Source organism: Pseudomonas sp. G(2018) (assembly GCF_005502415.1).
GTDB lineage: Bacteria > Pseudomonadota > Gammaproteobacteria > Pseudomonadales > Pseudomonadaceae > Aquipseudomonas.
Genome location: NZ_SCOO01000018.1, coordinates 1 through 20,179 on the forward strand (window position 1 = coordinate 1; position 20,179 = coordinate 20,179).

Sequence of the window (20,179 nt, forward strand, 5' to 3'; positions counted from 1 at the left end):
GGTCATCGATGATCTGAATCGGCAGCACCGGGCCGAAAATCTCCAGGCGCATGATTTCCATGTCGGCACGGCAACCGGCCAATACCGTGGGCTGGAAGTGAAAGCCATTGGGCAGATCGGCAATCTGCCCGCCACTGATCAGGCTCGCGCCCTGGCTCAATGCCGTGCGGACTTTGCGGTTGACGCTGTCCAGGCCCTGACGGTTGATCAGGGGACCCATTTCCACATCGGGTTGGGCAATCGGGTCGCCGTAGCGTGTGGCGCTCATCGCCGCCGCGATGCGCTCGATGAACTGATCCGCCACCTTGCGCTCGACATACACCCGCTCGGCACAGTTGCACACCTGTCCGCTATTGATGATGCGCGAATCACGGATGGCCTTCACCGCCAGGTCCAGGTCGGCATCCGCCAGCACGATGGCTGGGGCCTTGCCGCCCAGTTCCAGGTTGAGCTTGGTGATGTTCGGCGCGGCGGCGGCCATGATGCGCGAGCCGGTGTCGACGCTGCCGGTGAAGCTGATCATGTCCACGCCTTTATGCGCGCTCAGCGCCGCGCCGACTTGACCGTCGCCGCACACTACGTTGAACACCCCAGGTGGCAGGTCGGTTTCGGCGACCAGTCGGGCGAACTCAAAGCAGTTGTTCGGGGTTTCTTCGCTGGGCTTGATAACGATGGTGTTGCCGGTCAGCAAGGCCGGGGCTATCTTGCGGGCGATCAGGAAGAACGGGAAATTCCACGGCAGAATCCCGGCCACCACGCCCAGCGGTTTACGGAACAGGAAGATGTTTTCGTTCTGGCGGTCGCTGGTGATGATTTCGCCTTCGATGCGCCGCGCCCACTCGGCCATGTAATCGAGGTAGTCGGCGGTGAAATTCACTTCGACTTCTGCCAGGCCGCTGATCTTGCCTTGTTCCAGGGTGATGGTGCGCGCCAGGTGCGCAACGTTTTCCCGCAGCTTGGCGGCAATCCTGCGCAAGTAGCCGGCGCGGTCATTTGCCGGTTTACGTGACCAGTCCTTTTGCGCGGCGCGGGCGGCAGCGAGGGCGCGGTCGACGTCTTCGGCCGTCGAGGCCGGGACTTTAGACAACACCGCACCGGTTGCCGGGTTGATCACATCGAGATGGGCAGCGCTGGCCACGAACTGGCCATTGATGAAGTTTTCATAGACAGGCACGGACGACATGGGGCGACTCCTTGGCTGATCAGTAGGTACGCGACGGCGCTTGTTCGGTGGTCGGTGTGCGGTAGCGGGCGAGGGTGGCCATGGCGCCCTGGCGTAGCAGGCTGATGTCGATGGCCACCGCGATGAACTGGCAGCCCCAGCTCTGGTAACGGCGCGCATCCTCTTCATTGGGCGCGAGAATGCCGCAGGCCTTGCCGGCCGCGAGCGTGGCGTTGACTGCGTGTTGAATGCGTTCCTGGACTTGCGGGTGACCTGGGTTGCCGGCATGGCCCAGGCCGATGGACAAATCCGCCGGGCCGATGAACACCGCATCGACGCCTTCGACGGCAGCAATCGCTTCGACGTTATCCACGCCCAGCCGCGATTCGACCTGCACGATCAGGCACAGCTGTTCATGGGCGGTATTCAGGTAATCCGGCACGCCGTCCCAACGCGTGGCGCGGGTCAGGCCGCCGCCGACGCCACGTATGCCGTGGGGCGGATAGCGCATGGCGCGCACCAGGGCCTGCGCCTGTTCGGCGGTTTCCACCATCGGGATCATCAACGTCTGCGCGCCGACATCCAGCAGTTGCTTGATCAGATTGGCGTCGCCATTGACCGCGCGAACCACCGGCGATGTGGAGTAGGGCGCGACGGCCTGCAACTGGGCGAGTACGCCGGGCACGGTGTTCGGCGCGTGTTCGCCGTCGATCAGCATCCAGTCGTAACCGGTGGTGGCGACGATCTCGGCGGCATAGCCGGTGGCGAAGCCGGCCCAGATGCCGTATTGGGTCGTCGGGTGTTTCAGCGCGGTCTTGAAGGCGTTGTGCGGCATGTTCATCAAGGGCTCCTTTCTCAGCGGCTGTAGGGCCGATGCAGTTGGCATTCGGGGTTGAGCGTCACACCGAAACCAGGTTGATCCAGTTCAGACAAGCGCATGCGGCCGTTCACGGGCACTGGTTCGCCGAGCAGTTGCGGATGAAACATCGGCACCACTTCGTCAGCCTTCGGCGCCATCATCAGGAACTCGGCGAACGGGCTGTTATGCCGGGTGGCGACGAAGTGATAGCTGTACACCGACGAGCCGTGAGGAATGACCAGCGCGTTGTGCGCGTCGGCCAGGGCCGAGATTTTCACCAGTTCGGTGAGACCGCCGCACCAGCCGACGTCCGGCTGAATGATGTCGCAGCAGCCCATCTCCAACAGCATGCGGAATCCCCAGCGGGTGGCTTCGTGCTCGCCGGTGGTCACCAGCATGCCTTTGGGCACGTTGTTGCGCAGTGCTGCGTAGCCCCAGTAATCGTCCGGTGGCAGGGCTTCTTCGATCCACTTCAAGCCGTGTTCGTGGGCGCCGACCGCCAGTTTGGTGGCGTAGTTGAGGTCAAGGCTCATCCAGCAGTCGAGCATCAGCCAGAAGTCCGGACCGACGCGCTCACGCATGGTGGCCAGTTCTTCGAGGTTTTTGCGCAGGCCTTCCTCGCCTTCGGCGGGGCCGTGGTGCAACGGCATCTTGCCGCCGATGAAACCCATTTTCTGCGCCAGGTCCGGGCGGGCACCGGTGGCGTAGAACTGCAATTCATCGCGCACCGCGCCGCCCAGCAGCTGGTGCACCGGCTCCTGGCGGATCTTGCCGAGCAAGTCCCACAGCGCCAGGTCGACTCCGGAGATCGTGTTGATCACGATGCCTTTGCGCCCGTAATACAGGGTCGACTGGTACATCTGGTCCCAGATTTTTTCGATGTCGGTCACCCGTGCGCCTTCGAGGAAGCGCGCCAAGTGTTTTTCGACGATGTACGCAGCAGGTTCGCCGCCGGTGGTCACGGCAAAACCGACGGTGCCGTCGCTGGCTTCGATCTCCACTACCAGGGTGCCGAGTACGTTGATGCCGAAGGTGCGGCGGCTCTGGCGGTACTCCGGGTATTTGCTCATCGGCGTGGCGATGTGATCGTCGATCCAGTGGCCGTCCGCCTGATCGTGATAATCCGCGCCGCCGCCACGCAGGGTGAAAGCACGGACGTGTTTGATGGTTGGAATGCCCATGGTGTGACTCCTCAGGTTTAAACGGTGGCCGGTTTGTTCGAAGCTTTATGGCCGGGCGAACGCACGCCCAGCACGAGCAACGCGGCAATGACAGTGGTAGAGGCCAGCAGGTAAAGACCGGCGGCCGGTGAATGGAAGGCGCCTTCGGCCCAGTTCTTCAGTACCGGGGCGATGAAGCCGCCGAGGGCGCCGAAGGAGTTGATCAGGGCGATGCCGGCCGCCGCCGCGCTGCCGGCCAGGTAACTGGAAGGGAAGGTCCAGAACACCGGTTGCACGGCGATGAAGCCGGAAGCGGCAAAACACAGGGCGACGATGCCCAGGATCGGACTGCTGAAGGTGACCGAGCAGGCGATCCCGGCCGCGGACATCAGCAACGTCAGGCAGGCTGTGCGCCGACGTTCGCCGGTGCGGTCGCTGTAGCCGGGGATCAGGTACGCGGCGACGATGGCGCAGATCCACGGGATCGCGGTGACCAGGCCGACCATCAGCCCGACCTTGGTGCCCAACAGTCCACCGACCTGAGTCGGCAGGTAGAACACCACGCCGTAGACACTGGCCTGAATCAGCAGGTAGATCAGGCACAGGTACAGCACCGAGGGTTGGCACAACACGTTGAGCAGGCTGCGGCCGTGGTTCTGTTTGTGGCTGTCTTCCTGATCGAGCAGGCTCTGGATTTGCTGACGTTCCTCGGCGGTCAGCCACTTGGCATCGGCGGGGCGATTGTCCAGGTACCAGTAGGCCCAGATGCCCACGGCGGTGGCCATCAAGCCTTCCACGGCGAACAGCCACTGCCAGCCGTGGAAACCGGCCCACCCATCCATTTCCAGCAGCAGACCGGACAACGGGCTGCCGAAGATGAACGCCAGTGGCGCACCGAAATAGAAGAAGCCCATGGCTTTGCCGCGTACCGCGTTGGGAAACCAGTAGGTGAGGTAAAGAATCACGCCGGGGAAAAATCCGGCTTCCGCCACACCGAGCAGAAAGCGCAGGACGTAGAACGTGGTTTCGTTATGGGCAAAGACCATGGCCGCGGAGACCAGGCCCCAGGTCACCATGATCCGGCACATCCACAAACGGGCGCCGACGCGGTGCAGGATCAGGTTGCTGGGCACTTCGAGCAGCGCGTAACCGACGAAAAACACCCCGGCGCCGAAGGCGAAGGCGGCGTCGCTGATGCCGGTATCGGCTTGAAAGGCTTGCTTGGCGAACCCGACGTTGGCGCGGTCGAGGAAGGCCATGATGTACATCAGCAGGAGAAACGGGAGCAGCCGCCAGGAAATTTTGGCGAGCAGAGGCGCGGGTAGAGTCTTCATCGCAGTTTTCCTTTGGTAGGGCATTTGTTCTTATGGGGAAGACTGTACGGCGGCTGATCGATGCGTTACAAATCGAATCTAGCTAACAACTGATACCTTAAGGGTATCGATATAAAAAGGCCCGCCATGACTACGCCGATCCTCTCCCGCAGCCTGTTCAATCGCCTGCGCTACAAGCACTTGCACATGCTGGTGGCGCTCAGCACCAGCCAGAACCTGCACCGCGCTTCGCAATCCCTGAACATGTCGCAACCGGCCGCCACCCGCATGCTCCATGAAATTGAAGACATGTTTGGCTGCGACCTGTTCGAACGGCTGCCTCGCGGCATGCGACCGACGGCGCTGGGCCAGGAGCTGATCCGTTTTGCCGAGTCGGCCCTCAGCGGTCTCGACCGTTGTGCCGAGGACCTGATGGCGCGGCAACAGGGCGGTTACGGTTATCTCTCCATCGGCACCATCATGGGCGCGGCGCCGGATCTGGTCATGGATTCAATTGCCGAGATCAAGGCGCTCAACCCGCAGCTGCGGATTCGCATCATGGGCGACACCAGCGACCAGGTGATCCAGTTGCTGGAGCAGGGCCGCATCGACCTCGCCATCGCTCGGCGCAACGCTGCCACCGACAGCGAGCATTACGAGTTCGAGCAACTGGGTAACGAACGATTGCTGGTGGTGGTACACGCCGGTCACCCGTTGGCCAAACGCAAGAAACTGGAACTGGCGGAACTGGTCAGCGCCTGGCCGTGGATCCTGCAACCGGAAACCAGCCCGGCACGTATCGGTCTGGATCAGGCTTTGCAGCGCCTGGCGTTGCCGCTGCCGGCGGACATCATCGAATGCAGTTCGGTGTACTCCATGCAGCAACTGATTCAACTGACCGACGCGATCATGGTGCTGTCGGAAACCGCCTTGCGCGACTACCTGAAAATGGGCCTGGTGGTGGCGTTGCCGGTGGAACTCGACGTGCAACTGGCGCCGTTCGGGCTGCTGTTGCGCAAGGGCGAACACATCAGCCGGGAACTGGGGTTGTTCATCGATCTGCTGCGTGGGAAGGCTGTAGTTTTTTGATTCTTTGGTCAGTTTTTTGTAACCGGTTGTTTTCTAACGACGCATAACTCTATAAAGTTAACCTTTCGGTCAGCTTTGCACTCTCATCACAGCCCTTTGCAACGTCAGAAAGGGCTTCTGCAAGACTCGAGATTTCCTGTACATAACCAGAAGGGCGGACCCCATAACCGCCCAGAGGATGATCCATGTCCAACCGTGATATATCCCGGCGCTCGTTCCTTCAGGGCGGGCTGGTAGCGGGTGTGAGCGTGACGCTTACACCGCTGAGCAGTCAGGCGCTGGCGGCCTTGATGGAAAACAGCGTGACCGTGCCGTCCGAGCAATGGCTCGGCAACAACGGCAAGGCGCGCGCCCGTAACGATGCCTTGTCCAAGGTCTGCGGCAGCAAGGTCTTTGCCCGTGACATCCGCGCCAAGGACATGCCGGGCTGGCCGCAGCAACAGGGCCATGCGATGTTGCTGAAAACCATCAAGGCCGATCGCATCTATGACGGTTATGACCTGTCGTGGCTCGGTGCCGAATTGCAGCCTGACCGAATCGTCACCGCCGAAGATCTGGTCAAGGACGGCATCGTCTTTCCGGAAGAGCACGCCCCCGATCCGCTGTTGCCGGCCGGCAAGGTGCCGATGTTCATCGGCCACCCGGTGGCGATCCTGATCTGGAACGATTTCGAGCGCTTCCGTCAGGCCAAGGCCCAACTCAAGTTCAATGACAAAGCGATTCGTTACGGTGCCCAGGTGCCGTTCTACGAAGGTGATCCCTACGGCAGCTTCCGCTATGTGCGGGTGGGCGGCGCGACTTCGGCGGACGAGGACGAATTCGCCAGCCTCAAGGATTCGATCCTGTTCCCGATGCTGCGCAACCGCCGTCCGGTGTGGGATTCCCAGCCGAACCTGCACGGCAACCTGACCGAGCGCGGGCTGTTCTACGCCGAGCGCATGAAGCAGCAGATCGACACGCCACCGGACAACTGGCTGGTGTTCGACGAGCGCTACAAGACGCCGTCGATCGAACCGGCCGCCATGGAACCGGACAACGGCAACGGCTGGTACGACCCGGCGACCAAGACCCTGCATTTTGTCGTCGCCACTCAGTGCCCGCTGGAAACCGCCACCGAGACTGCGAAGATGATCGCGCCGTCGCGTTTCGGCCTGGCGAACCTGAACATGCACCCGGGTTACACCGTCGGCTACGGCTCCAAGGACCACAACATTTTTGTGTACTACGCGGCGCTGGCGGCGTTGTATGGCGCCGGTGTGCCGGTGCGCCTGGCCAACGACCGCTACGAGCAGTTCCAGAGCGGCATCAAGCGCCACCCGTTCGATATCCGCTATCAGCTGGCGGTGGACAAGACCGATCACAGCTTCAAGATCTTCCGCGCCGAGATGAGCGTCGACGGCGGCGGACGGATCAACTACAGCCCGTCGGTGGCGGCGGTTGGCGCTACGGCGGCGCAGTCGATCTATTACATGCCGCAGAACGATCTGCAGGTCACCGCCTATCATTCCCGCGCCGTTGAAGCCGGGTCGATGCGCGGGTACGGCACCCTGCAAAGCATGGCTTCCACCGAAATGATGGTCGATGAAATCGCCGATCGCCTCGGCATCGACGCCATCGACCTGCGCAAGAAGAACGCCCTGCGTTCGGGCATGAAGAACACCCAGGGCGCAGTGCCGGCGGGCGCGTTGCGCTTGCATGAAATTCTCGACAAGGCCGCCGTTAACGAGGTCTGGAAAAACCGCGACGCGATCAAGAAGCAGCGTGAAGCGGCGGATCCTGATCACTGGTATGGCGTCGGTTTCGCCATCTGTCAGAAAGACTTCGGCACCGGTTCCGAAGCGCCGATGGCCAGCGTCGAATTCACCGCCGACGGCCGGATCAGCCTGCGTCATATCGGTATCGAGATCGGCACCGGCATGTCCACGTCGCAAGCCATGGTCGTGGCCGATTTCCTCGGTCTGCCGGCGCACGAAGTGAAGACCGGCGAAACCGAATGGAAAGAGTTGCAGCTGATCAGCGGCGGCAACCCTTACATCATGAGCCAGGCCGAGCAGGACAGCTTCCTGCGCAATCCGCGTTGGGTTGGCAAGATCGCGTCGGCCTCGTCGGCGACCAACTCCGCCTACTATTTCAGCCACGCCACCCGTGAAGCGGCGCGCGTGTTGTTCAACCACGGCCTGTGGCCGGCGGCGCTGGAAATCTGGCGACAAGGCCCCTACGGCGGCCAGGCCAACCCTTACGTGGTACGCCGTGAAGACGCCCATTGGGTCGACGGCAAGCTCACCGCCAACGGCATGGAGCCATTGCCCTTCGCGATGCTGGCCAAGCGTGCCCACGAGCGCGGTCTGGTCACCGGCGCGACTGTGCACGGTTTCAACCGCTGGAGCTGGGCCGAGGCCGAGTTCAGCATCGACGGCGTGCGTGAGCGTCTGCCGCTCGATGGCCTGGCGGTGAAGTACGGCGAAGGTGCGCCGAAGGCCAAGCAGGCGCAAATGCACAGCGCCGGTTTCCATCTGCTGGATAGGCAGAACATCGCGTACCCGGCGACTCAGTTGAACAACGCGGCGGTGACCTACTACAGCCCTGTGGCAACCCTGGTGGAATTGAAAGTCAACAAGGGCTCGGCCGAGGTGCAGGTGCTCAACCATCACTCGTGGGTCGAGTGCGGGCGGGTGCTGGTGCCGGAGCTGGTCAAGGGCCAGATCGAAGGCGGCACGGCCATGGGTATCGGCCATGCGTTGATGGAAGAAATGCCGCTGTACGAAGGCGGGCCGGGGGAGGGTGACTGGAACTTCAACCGTTATCGCCTGCCGATGGCGCGGCATGTGGCGGTGTGGAAACAGACCGCGGAAATCCTGCCGCCTCTGTCGCCGAGCGATCCGTCCAAGGGCATCGCCGAAGTGGTGATGATCCCGGTGGTCGGTGCCATCGGCAACGCCGTGGCCCACGCTATCGGCAAACGTGTCCGCGACCTGCCTATCACTTCTGCTCGCATCAAGGAGGCCCTCAATGGCTAACCGTCCGCTTCAACTGACCCTCAACGGTCAAACCGTCGGCCCGGTGGACATCCCTGATGACCTGCCGATGATCGACTACCTGCACGAATACAAAAACCTCACCGGCTCGCGCCTGGGCTGCGGCCAGGGCATCTGCCACGCCTGCGTGGTGATCGTCGACAACCCCGACGGCACCAGCGAAGAAGTGCGCACCTGCATCACCGGCGCGCACTACTTCGAAGGCAAGAAAGTACGCACCATCGAAGGCCACGCGACCCGCGACGAGCAAGGCAAGGTCACCGAGCTGAACCCGATCCAGCAGCGTTTCGTCGACGAATTCGCCTTCCAGTGCAGCTACTGCGCGCCAGGTTTCGTCAACGCCGCGACGGTGCTGGTGGAAAAGCTGCAGCGCCGGCCGATCGTCAAAAGCCAGCTGGAGAAAGTCATCGAGGACAGCCTCGGTCATCACATTTGCCGCTGCACTGGCTACGTGCGTTATTACAACGCGACGCGCAACGTGCTGAGCGATCTCGGCCTGGTCAAAGAGGGTTAAGCATGAAGCATCTATTGACCCGCCTGGCATTGGCGGTCGGTCTGGCTGCGCCTGTGTTGCTGGCGCAGGCGGACGATCAGGTGGTTCGCGGGGCTTATCTGGCTCGCGCCGCTGACTGCATGGCCTGCCATACCGCACCGGGTGGCGCGCCGTATGCGGGCGGTCTGGCAATCGTCTCGCCGTTCGGCACCATCTACGGCACCAACATCACCCCGAGCAAAGAGCACGGTATAGGTCTGTACAACGATGAGGAGTTTTTCGCCGCGTTGACCGAAGGCAAGCGTCGCGACGGTGCCAACCTGTATCCGGCGATGCCGTACACCTCGTATCACCTGATGCCTCGGGAAGACTCCGATGCGATTCATGCCTACCTGAAAACCGTCGAGCCGATCGAACGTGCCGCACCGGTCACCCGCCTGAGCTTCCCGTTCAACGTGCGCCTGGGCCTGATGGGCTGGAACATGCTCTACGGCAAAGAGGTGAAGCTGGCGCCGACCGAAGGCAAAAGCGAAGCCTGGAAGCGCGGCCAGTATATGGTCGATGTTCTCGGTCATTGCGGTGAATGCCATACCCCGCGTGGTTTGCCGGGCGCGATGCAGCAGGACAAGCGCATGACTGGCGGCCTGCTTAACGGTTACCTGGCGCCGAGCTTGCTGGCCACTGACCTGGCGGCTCGCGGCTGGAATCATCAAGACCTGAGCGCCTTCCTCAAGCACGGCATGAGCGCCCAGGGCACGATGTTCAACGAGATGTTCCCGGTGTTCCACAACAGCACCCAGGGCCTGAGCGACCCGGACCTGGCGGCCATGGCGACCTTCTTGCTCGGCGATCAACCACCGGCGGCGAAAGTGCTGATGGATGTGCCGTTTGACGCGCTCAGCGCGAGCGCCCAGCGTGGCCGTCAGGAATATTTGAACGTCTGCGCCGGTTGCCATGCTGTCGGTGGCGAAGGCAAGCCGCACATCGCCGTGGCCATGCGTGGCAACACCACGCTGCGCCTGGAAGATCCGCGCAACCTGGTGCGGGTGATCGACGATGGCATCGGCGAACAGAAGTTTGCCGGGTTCGAACACATGCAGCCGATGCCGGGTTTCGCCGAAAAGCTCAGTCATGAGCAATTGACGGATCTGCTCAATTATCTGCGTCAGGGGTGGGGCGGTCAGGCGGGTGATCTGGCGGTGAACGAGGTGCAGACGTTGCGCGCGGATGCGCCGCCGCTCGAGCACAAGGTGCACTGACATGCAGCATCTGGATCTGCAGGTGGTGCGCCGGGCGTTGGAGTGGTCCACGGCCGGACAGCGTGTCTGGCTGTGCACCGTACTCGCCACTTACGGCTCGGCACCGCGCGCACCGGGTTCGTTGCTGGCGGTGAACGCCGACGGACAGTGGATCGGTTCGCTGTCCGGCGGTTGTGTCGAGGACGACTTCCTCGAGCGTGTTGCCGAAGGTGCCTTTGAACAAGCTGTCAGTGTTGTGCGCTACGGTGAAGGCGATGACCCACGCTCGCGGGTCAGCCTGCCCTGTGGCGGCGTACTCGATGTGCTGGTGGAAAACCTTGAATCGAATTGCGAGGTGCAGGCGCATCTGCGCGAGCTGGAGTCGGCGCTGTTGGGCCGACGCCGCTTGATTCGTGAAGTTGACCTGTCCAGCGGCACGCGCAGTCTGTTCGATGATCGCGAACAGGGCGCGCGGGTCGAACGCGAGATCGACCGGGTTCGACTGCGCATCGGCGCGGCTCAGCGTTTGTTGTTGGCCGGGTACTCCAGCGTGGCGCAGGCCTGTGCGGAATTTGCCGTGGGCCTGGGATTCGAGGTGATTCTGTGTGATCCGCGTGATGAAGTGCTGCAAGGCGTGGTGCTGGACAACGTGGAGATTCGTCGTCAGCTGCCGTCGGTGTTTATCGCCGACGGCGGTTGCCACAGCGATACCGCAGTCGTGGCCTTGACCCACGATCCGCGCATTGACGATTTGGCGATGATGGAGGCGGTGCGCACCGAGGCGTTCTACATCGGTGTGATGGGCTCCCTGCAAACCTCGCAAAAGCGTTTTGAGCGACTGCGTCGCATCGGGTGCTTGGGGGATGCGGAGCTGGCGCGGATTCATGCGCCGATCGGTTTGAACCTGGGCAGCAAGACACCGGCGGAAATTGCCCTGGCCGTACTCGCCGATATCCTGCGGATTCGCAGCGGTATCCCGCGAGAGCAGCTCTAACAGCGCTCCCACAAAGTACTTCGGTGTTGCTTAATACCCGAACTTGTCCCGCAGTCCGTAATACCAGGCACCCAATGCTGCGAACGGAGTGCGCAACAATTGGCCGCCGGGGAAGGGGTAGTGCGGCAGTTCGGCAAATGCGTCGAAACGCTCGGCCTGGCCACGCAACGCTTCAGCCAGGACCTTGCCCGCCAGGTGCGTGTAGGTCACGCCGTGGCCGCTGCAACCCTGGGAATAGTAGATGTTGTCGCCCAGGCGGCCGACTTGCGGTAGGCGCGACAGAGTCAGCAGAAAGTTGCCGGTCCAGGCGTAGTCGATTTTCACGTCCTTGAGCTGCGGGAAGGCCTTGAGCATTTTTGGCCGGATGATCGCCTCGATGTTCGCTGGATCCCGCGCGCCATACACCACACCTCCGCCGAAAATCAGACGCTTGTCGCCACTCAGGCGGTAGTAGTCGAGCAGGTAGTTGCAGTCCTCGACGCAATAATCCTGAGGCAACAGGCTTTTTGCCAACGCATCGCCCAAGGGTTCCGTGGTGATGACCTGAGTGCCGCAGGGCATCGATTTGGCGGCCAGTTCCGGCACCAGGTTACCCAGGTACGCATTGCCCGCCACGATGATGAATTTAGCCCGGACCTTGCCCTGTGGCGTGTGCACCACCGGATTCGCGCCGCGCTCGATGCGCACCGCCGGCGATTGCTCATAAATGGTGCCGCCCAGCGACTCCACAGCCGCCGCTTCGCCCAGCGCCAGATTGAGCGGGTGAATATGCCCGCCGCTCATGTCCAGCATGCCGCCGACGTATTGATCGCAGGCCACCACCTCGCGGATGCGTCGCTGATCCAGCAGCTCAAGTTGCGTGTGACCGAAGCGCTCCCACAAACGCTTCTGCGATTCCAGATGGCCCATCTGCTTGGCCGTGATGGCGGCAAACACGCCACCGTCCTTCAAGTCGCACTGAATGTTGTATTTGGCGACCCGCTCACGAATGATCCGCCCACCCTCGAACGCCATCTGCCCCAGCAACTGAGCCTGCTTGGGACCGACACTGCGTTCGATCACATCGATATCGCGGCTGTAACTGTTGACGATCTGTCCGCCATTACGCCCCGACGCGCCGAAACCCACCTTGGCCGCTTCCAGCACCGTCACCCGAAAACCGTTCTCCAGCAGGAACAGCGCGGAGGACAGGCCGGTGTAACCGGCGCCGATCACACAGACATCAGTCTCAATGTCATCCTGCAAAGCCGGGCGCGGCGGCACCGCATTGGCCGATGCGGCGTAGTAGGACTCTGGGTAGGGGGTGTTCGCCATCCTGCTGCCTCTGTTTAATATATTTTACGAGTGCGTCGATCCTACCCGAGTTAAAAAACCACCGCCAGCCACCGGAAAATCTTCTTCGCAGCCGCAAAATTAAATATTTTGCATATTCATAGGGTTAGCTCGAAAAAAGGTGTTGACACCCCTCCGGAATTCCGTAGAATGCCGCCTCACAGCAGGCACGTAGCTCAGTTGGTTAGAGCACCACCTTGACATGGTGGGGGTCGTTGGTTCGAGTCCAATCGCGCCTACCAAACAAAATCCGCTCTGCTGGGCGGTCTAGAAGGGCTCACCGAAAGGTGGGCCCTTTTTTGTTGTCTGCGATTTGCAAAACCTTGGTAAATCCCAGACGTGCCTGGATAATAACTTAGCTCAAATGAAAACCAATTCGATTTGACATTGAACTGTCAGCACTGAATTGCATCCAACCTGAACACGTGACCAAGTGTTTCGTCGTTTTTAGGGTGGGAGAGCGATTGATGGGGACGCGAACGATCATCAAGTTCCTTGCGGCTTAACTATCCATTTGCCTCCTGCTTCAGTGGACGGTGGTTAAAGCATCTTCGTGGATCGCATCTCATGTGCTTCTGCGATGGATGCTCTGACTAAGCCCTGTCTCGCAGCTTTTCAGGCGTAGAATAGGTAATGCCATCTCATCAAAAGGAGTCGCACATGATCTCCGACCAAATGAACAAGCAGGCATCCGACAGCAAGGCAGTCTGGGATCAATACTTCTGCGCTGCGTTGATTGCCGAAAGCAATCTGACGGCACCCGTTGTAGGCGGAGCTACTCATGAAGACAGGCAGAATCTGTTGATCGAGAGGGCCAAAACCCTCGCCGACAAAATGATGGAAAACCGAAAATAACCAGAGCCCAGCCATCGCGCTGGGCTCTTCACATCTGGCGCATCTCGCCGTGGCCTTGATGATTCAGGCAATCAGCTCGACTTTTCCGGTTGCCAGGCGATAAATGCCCCCGACTATTTTCAACGTTCCCTTGCCGAGTGCGTCGTTCAGCAGTGGTGCGGCTTTCTTGAGGCGCTCGACCGAGTTTTTGACATTTTGCACGGTGGCGTTTTCCACCAGATCTCCAGGCTGGTTGAGTACGGTCTCGATAGATGGTTTGAGTGCGTCCGTCAGTTTCGGGATCTGCCCGGGGAACACCGTGTGATCCTTGACGGCTTTTATGCCGGCCTCGATAGCGCCGCAGCTTTCATGCCCTAATACCAGAATGAGTGGCGCCCCCAGCACGGCGACACCGTATTCAAGACTTGCCAGACCTTCATCCGTGACGAAGTTACCCGCCACGCGGATGGCGAATAGATCGCCTCGTGCGGTATCGAACGCGTACTCGGGGGCGATGCGCGAGTCGGAACAGCTCAGTACTGCCACGAACGGGTTCTGGCCGGAGACCAGGGCTTCGCGTTCGTCCTTGAAGTCATGCGTCTCTGAGTCACCACTGACATACCGTTCATTTCCCTTCATCAGCCTTTCCAGGGCCTCATCCGGATTGATCACGTTTTTTGGTTTTGGCGGCGCGGCGGTTTTTTCGGCTGCCTGAATGATTCTATCGGGCAGTACACCAGCAAGTAGCAGGGTGCCGGCGCCTAACCCGGCGACCCGCAGAAAGTGACGACGATCATTCAATTTTGAAGCAGAGTTTGAATCGCATGATTCACACATGATGTTGTGTACTCAGTTCAATTCGGTGGGAATGACAGCTGTTGGGGGTAGTGCAAGCAGGAACCTGCGGCACTGAAGTGTTGAAGTCTAGTCGGTCTGCAACGTTGTGTTTGGAGAGTGGGGAGGGTGCAAATCGTCGATCCATGGACTACTACTGACAGGTTGATTCAACTTCGTCCTGACGGGAGTTCCTCGATGCTGATTCACTGGTTTCTGGCGGCGGCACATCTTTTGACGCTTGCGCTGGGTTTCTGGGCGGTTCTGGTTCGCGGTACGAATTTTCGGCGTTTGGCAATCGGCGCGGGGGAGGCTCGCAGTGTGTTGATCGCGGACAACCTTTGGGGGATTTCTGCGCTTATTCTGTTGATTACCGGTGGGATGCGAGCCTTCGGTGGGTACGAAAAAGGCACGGATTATTACCTGCACCAACCGTTATTCCACCTCAAGATGACACTGTTCGTGCTTATCCTGCTGCTGGAAGTGGCGCCGATGGTGACTTTGATCAAGTGGCGGGTGGCGCTGGCGCGTGGCGCGGCAATCGATACCGGGCGCGCGATGCTGTTTGCGCGGATCAGTCATGTCGAGGCGTTGCTGGTGCTACTGATGGTAATAGCGGCCACTGGCATGGCGCGCGGCGTGACGTTTGGTTGATTGAGCAGGGGCGGCGAGTCGGCGCTTGAATCTTTAGCCAGCCGTCGTTCCGGGGCGAACGGGCTGGCTACTGACTGCATCAGGATTCAGGGGGTCTGTGGCTTGTCCGGGGCGGTCAGGCCGGCCTGAATACGCTGATAAATCTCTTCGCGATGCACCGCAACGTCTTTCGGGGCGTTGATGCCGATTCTGACTTGCTGGCCGCTTACGCCTAGGATGGTGATCGTAATGTCATCACCAATGTTTATGCTTTCACCGACTTTGCGGGTGAGTATCAGCATGGTCTTCTCCTTGATTGCTTTATGGGGCACCTGATTCGGACAGTGCAGAGGTCGGTGGTATGTATAGATTAGTGCGAAGTCTCACGGTTTGGGTGCCTCTTTCTGACGCGCAGATACAGCATTAATTCCCAAGGCGTAACTATACAGAGGCCGCAACCATCATTCTCGTTGTTTTGCGCCCATTTTGCGGCACTCGAGAAGTATTCATGAGTGTTAAAATCCTCGCTTTAAGCCTTCAGAGGGAAACGCTGTGCGCAAAATGGTCTTGGTAATGGCGGTACTGGCGCTGGCGGGATGCGGTGAAGGCAAGCGTGTGGATGCGCCCAAGCCTGCCCCGGCAACGGCCGTCGCGCCGGCGCAGGCATCGGTGCCGCAATGGGATCTGGAAGTGCGGGGCGCAACTCCCCAGGCCGTCAGCGACCTCAGCGGCTGGTTGATCGAGCACAATTTCATGTCCAATGTCGTCCGGGAAAACGGCAAGGTGCGAGTGTTGATGGGGCCGTTTAATTCGAAAGCCGAAGCCGAGGCCAAACAGGCGCAGGTGAGTACTGCCATCACCAAGGCGAAGAAGCAGAACATCGAGGTGCTGGTGCTGGAGCGTCCGGTCGCTCAGTGAGTCCAGGCAAATATCGGATCAAGCAGCGCGACATGCCCCGCCGGCATTGAACCTGATTTACAACAAGGTCGGCGGCTGAAAACACAAAGGCCTCGGGGAATGAACCCGAGGCCTTTTGTGTTTTCAGCGTGCATTCAACCGCAGGTTTTCATGTCGACCGGACCGACAAATTCGTTGCCGCGTCCCATGACGCACGCCACGCTCTGGTTGCGTTGACGCTCCCAGGCTTGGACCGGATAGGTTTTGTCCCAGGCTTCATACAGTTGCCGATCCTGTTTCGACAGGCGCAAACCGTACTGTTTGCTCATGTAGAAGTAAGTCCGGGCGATCATGCCGCGAATGGACGGGCGCGGCATGACTTTCTTCGCCTTGAAGTCGACCTGTGTCAGGCACGAACCGTATTGACCCGATTGCTCCGGCAGCCAGCCAAAACTGAAATTGCTGCGATCCCCATTCACCTCACCGATGCTGGGCACCAGGTTATGCAGGTCAGCCTCGGCTTTCTGGTAGACGGGATCGTAGCGCGTGCAGTTCTTGCGTCCGCCATCCTGCCAGCACTGGCGCTGATGGCCAATCTGCCAGGCCGGAACAATGTGTTCCCATTCAATGCGGGCCGCGCGCTTGGCATTCTTTCGCGGCACATAACCGCAAGCCGCGAGGTTCACCCGGTTGCCGGTGTATTTGCAGCCGCAATAAAACTCGGTGGATTGTGGGGCGTACAGCTTCCAGGCCACTTTCTTGGCTTCGTTAAAGGTGCGGGGCGCGTCGGCCTGGGCACCCGTGGCGAACAACAGAAACAGCAAAGCAAAACAACGGACACTCATTAACTCAGTCTTCCTTCGGCACAACCCAGAAAATCTGCACACCACCATCGTCGCGATAGGCGAGGGTGACGTTGTCGTTCTCGTCGATCTCTTCCAGCAGGCGCTCCCACTCATCCACGGGCTCGTCCGGAAGACGAAAAATCAGGGCTGCCTTGGCTTTTTGAGCGGTGGGGGAGTTGATGATTTTCTGAACGCGCAGGCCCATGCGGACATAGGCGTCAGGTGAGGCGGAGGTGGTGTCCACGGGATTATCCTTATTAAGCTGTACGTGCATACAGTATTTAACTGTAGGCAATTTCGCAACTGCTTAAAAATCAAGAGAATCCTCTGACAGCGGCTTTTTCAATTTGGTGTAGGACGAAAGGAGTATTTTTGTCAGGCGGGGTAGGAGCCACTCGCCAAGGCTGGCGAGTGGTGAAAACAGTGCCCGACCGGAATCGCTCGGGCGAAGGTGAATCAGTATTCCCAGAACATCCGTTGCAGTTCTTTGCTGTCGTTGGTCTTGGTCAGGGCGACCATGGCCAGGATGCGTGCTTTTTGCGGATTCAGGTCGTGCGCCACGACCCAGTCGTATTTGTCGTCAGGCTGTTCGGCGTTACGCAGTACGAAGCCACCGGCGTTGACGTGGGAAGAGCGAATGATCTGCACGCCGTCCTTGCGCAGGGCTTGCAGGCTTGGAACGACCCGCGAAGACACCGAGCCATTGCCGGTGCCTGCGTGGATGATGGCTTTGGCACCCGACTGAGCCAGCGCCTTGTAGGCGGTGTCGCTGACGTTGCCGTAGGAGTAGGCGATTTCTACGTCCGGCAGGCTCTTGATGGTCTTGATGTCGAACTCGGAATCCATGGTGTGGCGCTTGGCCGGCAGGCGGAACCAGTAAGACTTGCCTTCAACCACCATCCCGAGCGGACCCCAGGCACTTTTAAACGCCTCGGTCTTGATGTTGATCATTTTGCTGACATCGCGACCCGACTGGATTTCATCGTTCATGGTCACCAGTACGCCTTTGCCACGCGCCTCTTTGCTGCTGGCCACGGCCACGGCGTTATACAGGTTCAGCATGCCATCGGCCGACATCGCGGTGCCCGGACGCATGGAGCCGACGACGATGATCGGCTTGTCGGTTTTTTCCACCAGGTTCAAGAAGTAGGCGGTTTCTTCCAGGGTGTCGGTGCCGTGGGTAATCACGATGCCGTCGACGTCTTCGCTATCGGCCAGTTCGGCCACGCGGCGACCCAGTTGCAGCAGGTTGTCGTTGGTGATGCTCTCGGACGCGATCTGCATGACCTGTTCGCCGCGAACGTTGGCCAGTTGGCTCAGTTCCGGAACGCCGGCGATCAGCTTGTCGACGCCGACTTTCGCGGCTTGATAGGTGGCACTGTTGGCCGCGCCGGCACCGGCGCCCGCGATGGTGCCGCCGGTGGCCAGAATCACCACGTTCGCCAATTTCTGTTGGGTTTCGACTTCTTTTGCCTGAAGGGCGGTGGGCAGGAGCAGCAGGAGGGCCAAGGCGCCCGGAACAAAAGTTTTCAAAGCAGATGTCATTATTTTTCTCTCTAGTAGTGACGGTGCTGATGCAGGTTCATCTAGATGCGCCCCAGGCGAATCTGAACGCTTGGGGTGCTGGACAAGAGCAGGATCTGTACCAGTCATGTTTTGCGTTGAGAAAAACGTTTAACTTGATGATTTATTTGGATATTTAAACAGGTTGTGCACTGTGCCCTGGCCTTGAAGTGTCCGGGTTACCGACTATCGGCCACTTTTGCGTTCGGCTCACCGAAAGCCGGATCCTGATTCAGCTCTAAAGAAACCCGTGCACAGGTCGATCTCCCTCTTGAGGAATCTTTTATTCAGGGAGTTCACATGTCGTTGACGGTCGGTTTTCCAAGTGCATCCGTGATCAACATCGGCGGTAAATCGCCGGCAACCGTCGAGACGTTGAATGACGCGGCGACCGAAACCACCGAGCAGCGGTTGGGACTGGAGGAGGGCGAGAAAAAAGCAGTCAGCCTCGGTGATGTTCGCGGTTCCGAAACCGAAAGCGGTGATAGCCAAAGCATCGCGGTGAAGATGCTGCTCAAGCGCATGCAGGAGCTGCAACAGCAACTGCGCGAACAGCAGCAACAACTGGCGGCCACGCAAGCCGCGGAATTTCCGACGCCGGAAGCCAAGGCAACAGCGGTGATGGCGATCCAGAGTCAGATCGCCGACACCTCGGCCGCGCTGTCGCAAGTGGCTGCAGCCCTGGCGAAGGAGTTGACCAAGGCCGCCAGCACAGGAAGCGTGATCAGTACCACGGCATGATAAAAGCGGTCTGTTTTTTCTGCCCGTCGACCCTGCAAAGCGCGCTATCGGTCGTTGACAAATTTTGACAAGGTTCGCATAGTTCGATCTACGCAAACGTTTGCGCGACGTTAACGGTGGATAAATCCATCGATGAGCGTCACGCAGCTTACGCCAGCGCAAGCGTTGCTCACAATAATCATAAGATCGGAGTGAACCCATGAAGCTGCCATTCGCCGGACGCCTTCTTGCTGTCGCTATGCTGGCTGCCGCATCCGCCGCGCTGCCTGTCTCTTCGGCATTCGCCGAGTCCCCGGAAAAACCTAAAGTCGCGCTGGTCATGAAATCCCTGGCCAACGAATTCTTCCTGACCATGGAAGATGGCGCCAAGGCCTACCAGAAAGACCACTCCGGCGAATTCGAGCTGATTTCCAACGGCATCAAGGACGAAACGGACACGGCCAACCAGATCCGCATCGTCGAGCAGATGATCGTGTCCAAAGTCGATGCGCTGGTCATCGCGCCTGCTGACTCCAAGGCCATGGTGCCGGTGATCAAGAAGGCGGTCGATGCCGGCATCACTGTGATCAACATCGACAATCAGCTTGACCCGGTGGTGGTCAAGAGCAAAAACATCAGCGTTCCGTTCGTAGGCCCGGATAACCGCAAGGGCGCGCGCCTGGTAGGCGAGTACCTGGCCAAGCAGCTCAAGGCCGGTGACGAAGTCGGCATCATCGAAGGTGTGTCCACCACCACCAACGCCCAGGCTCGCACCGCGGGTTTCAAGGATGCGATGGAGGCCGCGCAGATCAAGGTGGTGTCGGTACAGTCCGGTGACTGGGAGATCAACAAGGGCAACCAGGTTGCCTCCGCCATGCTCAGCGAATACCCGCAAATCAAAGCCCTGCTGGCCGGTAACGACAGCATGGCGGTCGGTGTCGTGTCTGCCGTGCGCGCCGCCGGCAAGGCCGGCAAGGTGCAAGTGGTCGGCTACGACAACATCAACGCCATCAAACCGATGCTCAAGGACGGCCGCGTGCTGGCCACTGCCGACCAGTTTGCCGCCAAGCAAGCGGTGTTCGGCATCGAGACCGCGTTGAAAATCATCAAGGGCGAGAAAGTCGGCAGCGCCAACGGCGTGATCGAGACCCCGGTAGAGCTGATTACCAAGTAATCCT

General features: G+C 60.0%; 20 protein-coding genes and 1 tRNA gene. 11 read left to right on the forward strand and 10 right to left on the reverse strand.

Going from position 1 to position 20,179, the window contains the following annotated elements:
- The 4 genes from aldA to FFS64_RS17755 all read right to left on the reverse strand — a co-directional run.
- A partial coding sequence (aldA, locus tag FFS64_RS17740; RefSeq protein ID WP_137806474.1) for an aldehyde dehydrogenase occupies positions 1–1,183 on the reverse strand: 1,183 nt, incomplete at its 3' end.
- Positions 1,184–1,202: 19 nt separating this feature from the next.
- Positions 1,203–2,003 (reverse strand): aldolase/citrate lyase family protein, encoded by an 801-nt coding sequence (locus FFS64_RS17745; RefSeq protein WP_137806475.1) that lies wholly within the window; start codon positions 2,001–2,003, stop codon positions 1,203–1,205.
- A gap of 14 nt (positions 2,004–2,017) precedes the next feature.
- Positions 2,018–3,202, reverse strand: a complete 1,185-nt coding sequence (gene rhmD, locus FFS64_RS17750; RefSeq protein WP_056853692.1) for an L-rhamnonate dehydratase — start codon at positions 3,200–3,202, stop codon at positions 2,018–2,020.
- Between the two features lie 17 nt (positions 3,203–3,219).
- Positions 3,220–4,515 (reverse strand): MFS transporter, encoded by a 1,296-nt coding sequence (locus FFS64_RS17755; RefSeq protein WP_137806476.1) that lies wholly within the window; start codon positions 4,513–4,515, stop codon positions 3,220–3,222.
- Positions 4,516–4,641: 126 nt separating this feature from the next.
- Here FFS64_RS17755 and FFS64_RS17760 point away from each other — a divergent pair, with 126 nt between their 5' ends.
- The 5 genes from FFS64_RS17760 to FFS64_RS17780 all read left to right on the forward strand — a co-directional run bounded on the left by FFS64_RS17760 (position 4,642) and on the right by FFS64_RS17780 (position 11,343).
- A complete protein-coding gene (locus FFS64_RS17760) occupies positions 4,642–5,583 on the forward strand; it encodes a LysR family transcriptional regulator (RefSeq protein WP_137806477.1) in 942 nt (313 codons plus the stop codon).
- A 185-nt stretch (positions 5,584–5,768) separates the two neighbouring features.
- Positions 5,769–8,600 (forward strand): xanthine dehydrogenase family protein molybdopterin-binding subunit, encoded by a 2,832-nt coding sequence (locus FFS64_RS17765; RefSeq protein ID WP_137806478.1) that lies wholly within the window; start codon positions 5,769–5,771, stop codon positions 8,598–8,600.
- Positions 8,593–9,132 (forward strand): (2Fe-2S)-binding protein, encoded by a 540-nt coding sequence (locus tag FFS64_RS17770; RefSeq protein ID WP_137806479.1) that lies wholly within the window; start codon positions 8,593–8,595, stop codon positions 9,130–9,132. Before FFS64_RS17765 ends, FFS64_RS17770 begins: the two co-directional genes overlap by 8 nt.
- Before the next feature lie 2 nt (positions 9,133–9,134).
- Positions 9,135–10,370 carry a cytochrome c gene (locus tag FFS64_RS17775; protein ID WP_137806480.1) on the forward strand — a complete coding sequence of 412 codons (1,236 nt, stop codon included), beginning with the start codon at positions 9,135–9,137 and terminating at the stop codon, positions 10,368–10,370.
- Between the two features lies 1 nt (position 10,371).
- Positions 10,372–11,343, forward strand: a complete 972-nt coding sequence (locus tag FFS64_RS17780) for an XdhC family protein (protein ID WP_137806481.1) — start codon at positions 10,372–10,374, stop codon at positions 11,341–11,343.
- 30 nt (positions 11,344–11,373) lie between these two features.
- Here FFS64_RS17780 and FFS64_RS17785 read toward each other — a convergent pair whose 3' ends face one another.
- Complete coding sequence (locus FFS64_RS17785) at positions 11,374–12,657, reverse strand: FAD-binding oxidoreductase (RefSeq protein WP_137806482.1); 1,284 nt, start codon at positions 12,655–12,657, stop codon at positions 11,374–11,376.
- A 183-nt stretch (positions 12,658–12,840) separates the two neighbouring features.
- Here FFS64_RS17785 and FFS64_RS17790 point away from each other — a divergent pair.
- Together FFS64_RS17790 and FFS64_RS17795 are read left to right on the forward strand one after the other, a co-directional pair.
- Positions 12,841–12,917: transfer RNA gene (locus tag FFS64_RS17790), tRNA-Val, on the forward strand.
- A gap of 418 nt (positions 12,918–13,335) precedes the next feature.
- Positions 13,336–13,530 (forward strand): hypothetical protein, encoded by a 195-nt coding sequence (locus FFS64_RS17795; RefSeq protein WP_095193340.1) that lies wholly within the window; start codon positions 13,336–13,338, stop codon positions 13,528–13,530.
- A gap of 63 nt (positions 13,531–13,593) precedes the next feature.
- Here the strand turns inward: FFS64_RS17795 and FFS64_RS17800 are convergent, their stop codons facing one another.
- The gene (locus FFS64_RS17800; protein ID WP_137806483.1) at positions 13,594–14,346 is read right to left on the reverse strand and encodes a carbonic anhydrase; all 753 of its coding nucleotides are present in this window, start codon (positions 14,344–14,346) and stop codon (positions 13,594–13,596) included.
- Between the two features lie 195 nt (positions 14,347–14,541).
- Between FFS64_RS17800 and FFS64_RS17805 the strand changes: the two genes are divergently transcribed.
- Complete coding sequence (locus FFS64_RS17805) at positions 14,542–14,997, forward strand: DUF2214 family protein (RefSeq protein WP_137806559.1); 456 nt, start codon at positions 14,542–14,544, stop codon at positions 14,995–14,997.
- Between the two features lie 86 nt (positions 14,998–15,083).
- On the opposite strand, the gene csrA is transcribed toward FFS64_RS17805, so the two are convergent.
- Positions 15,084–15,278, reverse strand: coding sequence for a carbon storage regulator CsrA (gene csrA, locus FFS64_RS17810; RefSeq protein WP_007938114.1), 195 nt, complete (start codon positions 15,276–15,278; stop codon positions 15,084–15,086).
- Positions 15,279–15,528: 250 nt separating this feature from the next.
- On the opposite strand from csrA, the gene FFS64_RS17815 reads away from it, so the two are divergent.
- Positions 15,529–15,894, forward strand: a complete 366-nt coding sequence (locus FFS64_RS17815) for an SPOR domain-containing protein (protein ID WP_137806484.1) — start codon at positions 15,529–15,531, stop codon at positions 15,892–15,894.
- Between the two features lie 134 nt (positions 15,895–16,028).
- Here FFS64_RS17815 and FFS64_RS17820 read toward each other — a convergent pair whose 3' ends face one another.
- The 3 genes from FFS64_RS17820 to FFS64_RS17830 all read right to left on the reverse strand — a co-directional run bounded on the left by FFS64_RS17820 (position 16,029) and on the right by FFS64_RS17830 (position 18,263).
- Positions 16,029–16,718, reverse strand: coding sequence for an endonuclease (locus FFS64_RS17820; RefSeq protein ID WP_137806485.1), 690 nt, complete (start codon positions 16,716–16,718; stop codon positions 16,029–16,031).
- A 4-nt stretch (positions 16,719–16,722) separates the two neighbouring features.
- Positions 16,723–16,992, reverse strand: coding sequence for a DUF1654 domain-containing protein (locus tag FFS64_RS17825; RefSeq protein ID WP_170948642.1), 270 nt, complete (start codon positions 16,990–16,992; stop codon positions 16,723–16,725).
- 182 nt (positions 16,993–17,174) lie between these two features.
- A complete protein-coding gene (locus tag FFS64_RS17830) occupies positions 17,175–18,263 on the reverse strand; it encodes an asparaginase (RefSeq protein ID WP_137806486.1) in 1,089 nt (362 codons plus the stop codon).
- Positions 18,264–18,581: 318 nt separating this feature from the next.
- Between FFS64_RS17830 and FFS64_RS17835 the strand changes: the two genes are divergently transcribed.
- Together FFS64_RS17835 and FFS64_RS17840 are read left to right on the forward strand one after the other, a co-directional pair.
- Positions 18,582–19,022 (forward strand): hypothetical protein, encoded by a 441-nt coding sequence (locus tag FFS64_RS17835; protein ID WP_137806487.1) that lies wholly within the window; start codon positions 18,582–18,584, stop codon positions 19,020–19,022.
- A gap of 199 nt (positions 19,023–19,221) precedes the next feature.
- Positions 19,222–20,175: a sugar ABC transporter substrate-binding protein gene (locus FFS64_RS17840; RefSeq protein WP_137806488.1), complete on the forward strand. Its 954-nt coding sequence runs from the start codon at positions 19,222–19,224 to the stop codon at positions 20,173–20,175.
- The last annotated feature ends 4 nt before the right edge of the window (positions 20,176–20,179 follow it).

What these genes read in the sequence shown, in the direction of transcription:
- FFS64_RS17785 (WP_137806482.1), bottom strand. Translation starts at nt 12,657, where the DNA reads ATGGCGAACACCCCCTACCCAGAGTCCTACTACGCCGCATCGGCCAAT.
- FFS64_RS17830 (WP_137806486.1), bottom strand. Translation starts at nt 18,263, where the DNA reads ATGACATCTGCTTTGAAAACTTTTGTTCCGGGCGCCTTGGCCCTCCTG.
- FFS64_RS17755 (WP_137806476.1), bottom strand. Translation starts at nt 4,515, where the DNA reads ATGAAGACTCTACCCGCGCCTCTGCTCGCCAAAATTTCCTGGCGGCTG.
- FFS64_RS17825 (WP_170948642.1), bottom strand. Translation starts at nt 16,992, where the DNA reads ATGCACGTACAGCTTAATAAGGATAATCCCGTGGACACCACCTCCGCC.
- FFS64_RS17745 (WP_137806475.1), bottom strand. Translation starts at nt 2,003, where the DNA reads ATGAACATGCCGCACAACGCCTTCAAGACCGCGCTGAAACACCCGACG.
- FFS64_RS17800 (WP_137806483.1), bottom strand. Translation starts at nt 14,346, where the DNA reads ATGTGTGAATCATGCGATTCAAACTCTGCTTCAAAATTGAATGATCGT.
- FFS64_RS17765 (WP_137806478.1), top strand. Translation starts at nt 5,769, where the DNA reads ATGTCCAACCGTGATATATCCCGGCGCTCGTTCCTTCAGGGCGGGCTG.
- FFS64_RS17805 (WP_137806559.1), top strand. Translation starts at nt 14,542, where the DNA reads ATGCTGATTCACTGGTTTCTGGCGGCGGCACATCTTTTGACGCTTGCG.
- FFS64_RS17775 (WP_137806480.1), top strand. Translation starts at nt 9,135, where the DNA reads ATGAAGCATCTATTGACCCGCCTGGCATTGGCGGTCGGTCTGGCTGCG.
- FFS64_RS17795 (WP_095193340.1), top strand. Translation starts at nt 13,336, where the DNA reads ATGATCTCCGACCAAATGAACAAGCAGGCATCCGACAGCAAGGCAGTC.
- FFS64_RS17780 (WP_137806481.1), top strand. Translation starts at nt 10,372, where the DNA reads ATGCAGCATCTGGATCTGCAGGTGGTGCGCCGGGCGTTGGAGTGGTCC.
- rhmD (WP_056853692.1), bottom strand. Translation starts at nt 3,202, where the DNA reads ATGGGCATTCCAACCATCAAACACGTCCGTGCTTTCACCCTGCGTGGC.
- FFS64_RS17760 (WP_137806477.1), top strand. Translation starts at nt 4,642, where the DNA reads ATGACTACGCCGATCCTCTCCCGCAGCCTGTTCAATCGCCTGCGCTAC.
- FFS64_RS17770 (WP_137806479.1), top strand. Translation starts at nt 8,593, where the DNA reads ATGGCTAACCGTCCGCTTCAACTGACCCTCAACGGTCAAACCGTCGGC.
- FFS64_RS17840 (WP_137806488.1), top strand. Translation starts at nt 19,222, where the DNA reads ATGAAGCTGCCATTCGCCGGACGCCTTCTTGCTGTCGCTATGCTGGCT.
- csrA (WP_007938114.1), bottom strand. Translation starts at nt 15,278, where the DNA reads ATGCTGATACTCACCCGCAAAGTCGGTGAAAGCATAAACATTGGTGAT.
- FFS64_RS17835 (WP_137806487.1), top strand. Translation starts at nt 18,582, where the DNA reads ATGTCGTTGACGGTCGGTTTTCCAAGTGCATCCGTGATCAACATCGGC.
- FFS64_RS17820 (WP_137806485.1), bottom strand. Translation starts at nt 16,718, where the DNA reads ATGAGTGTCCGTTGTTTTGCTTTGCTGTTTCTGTTGTTCGCCACGGGT.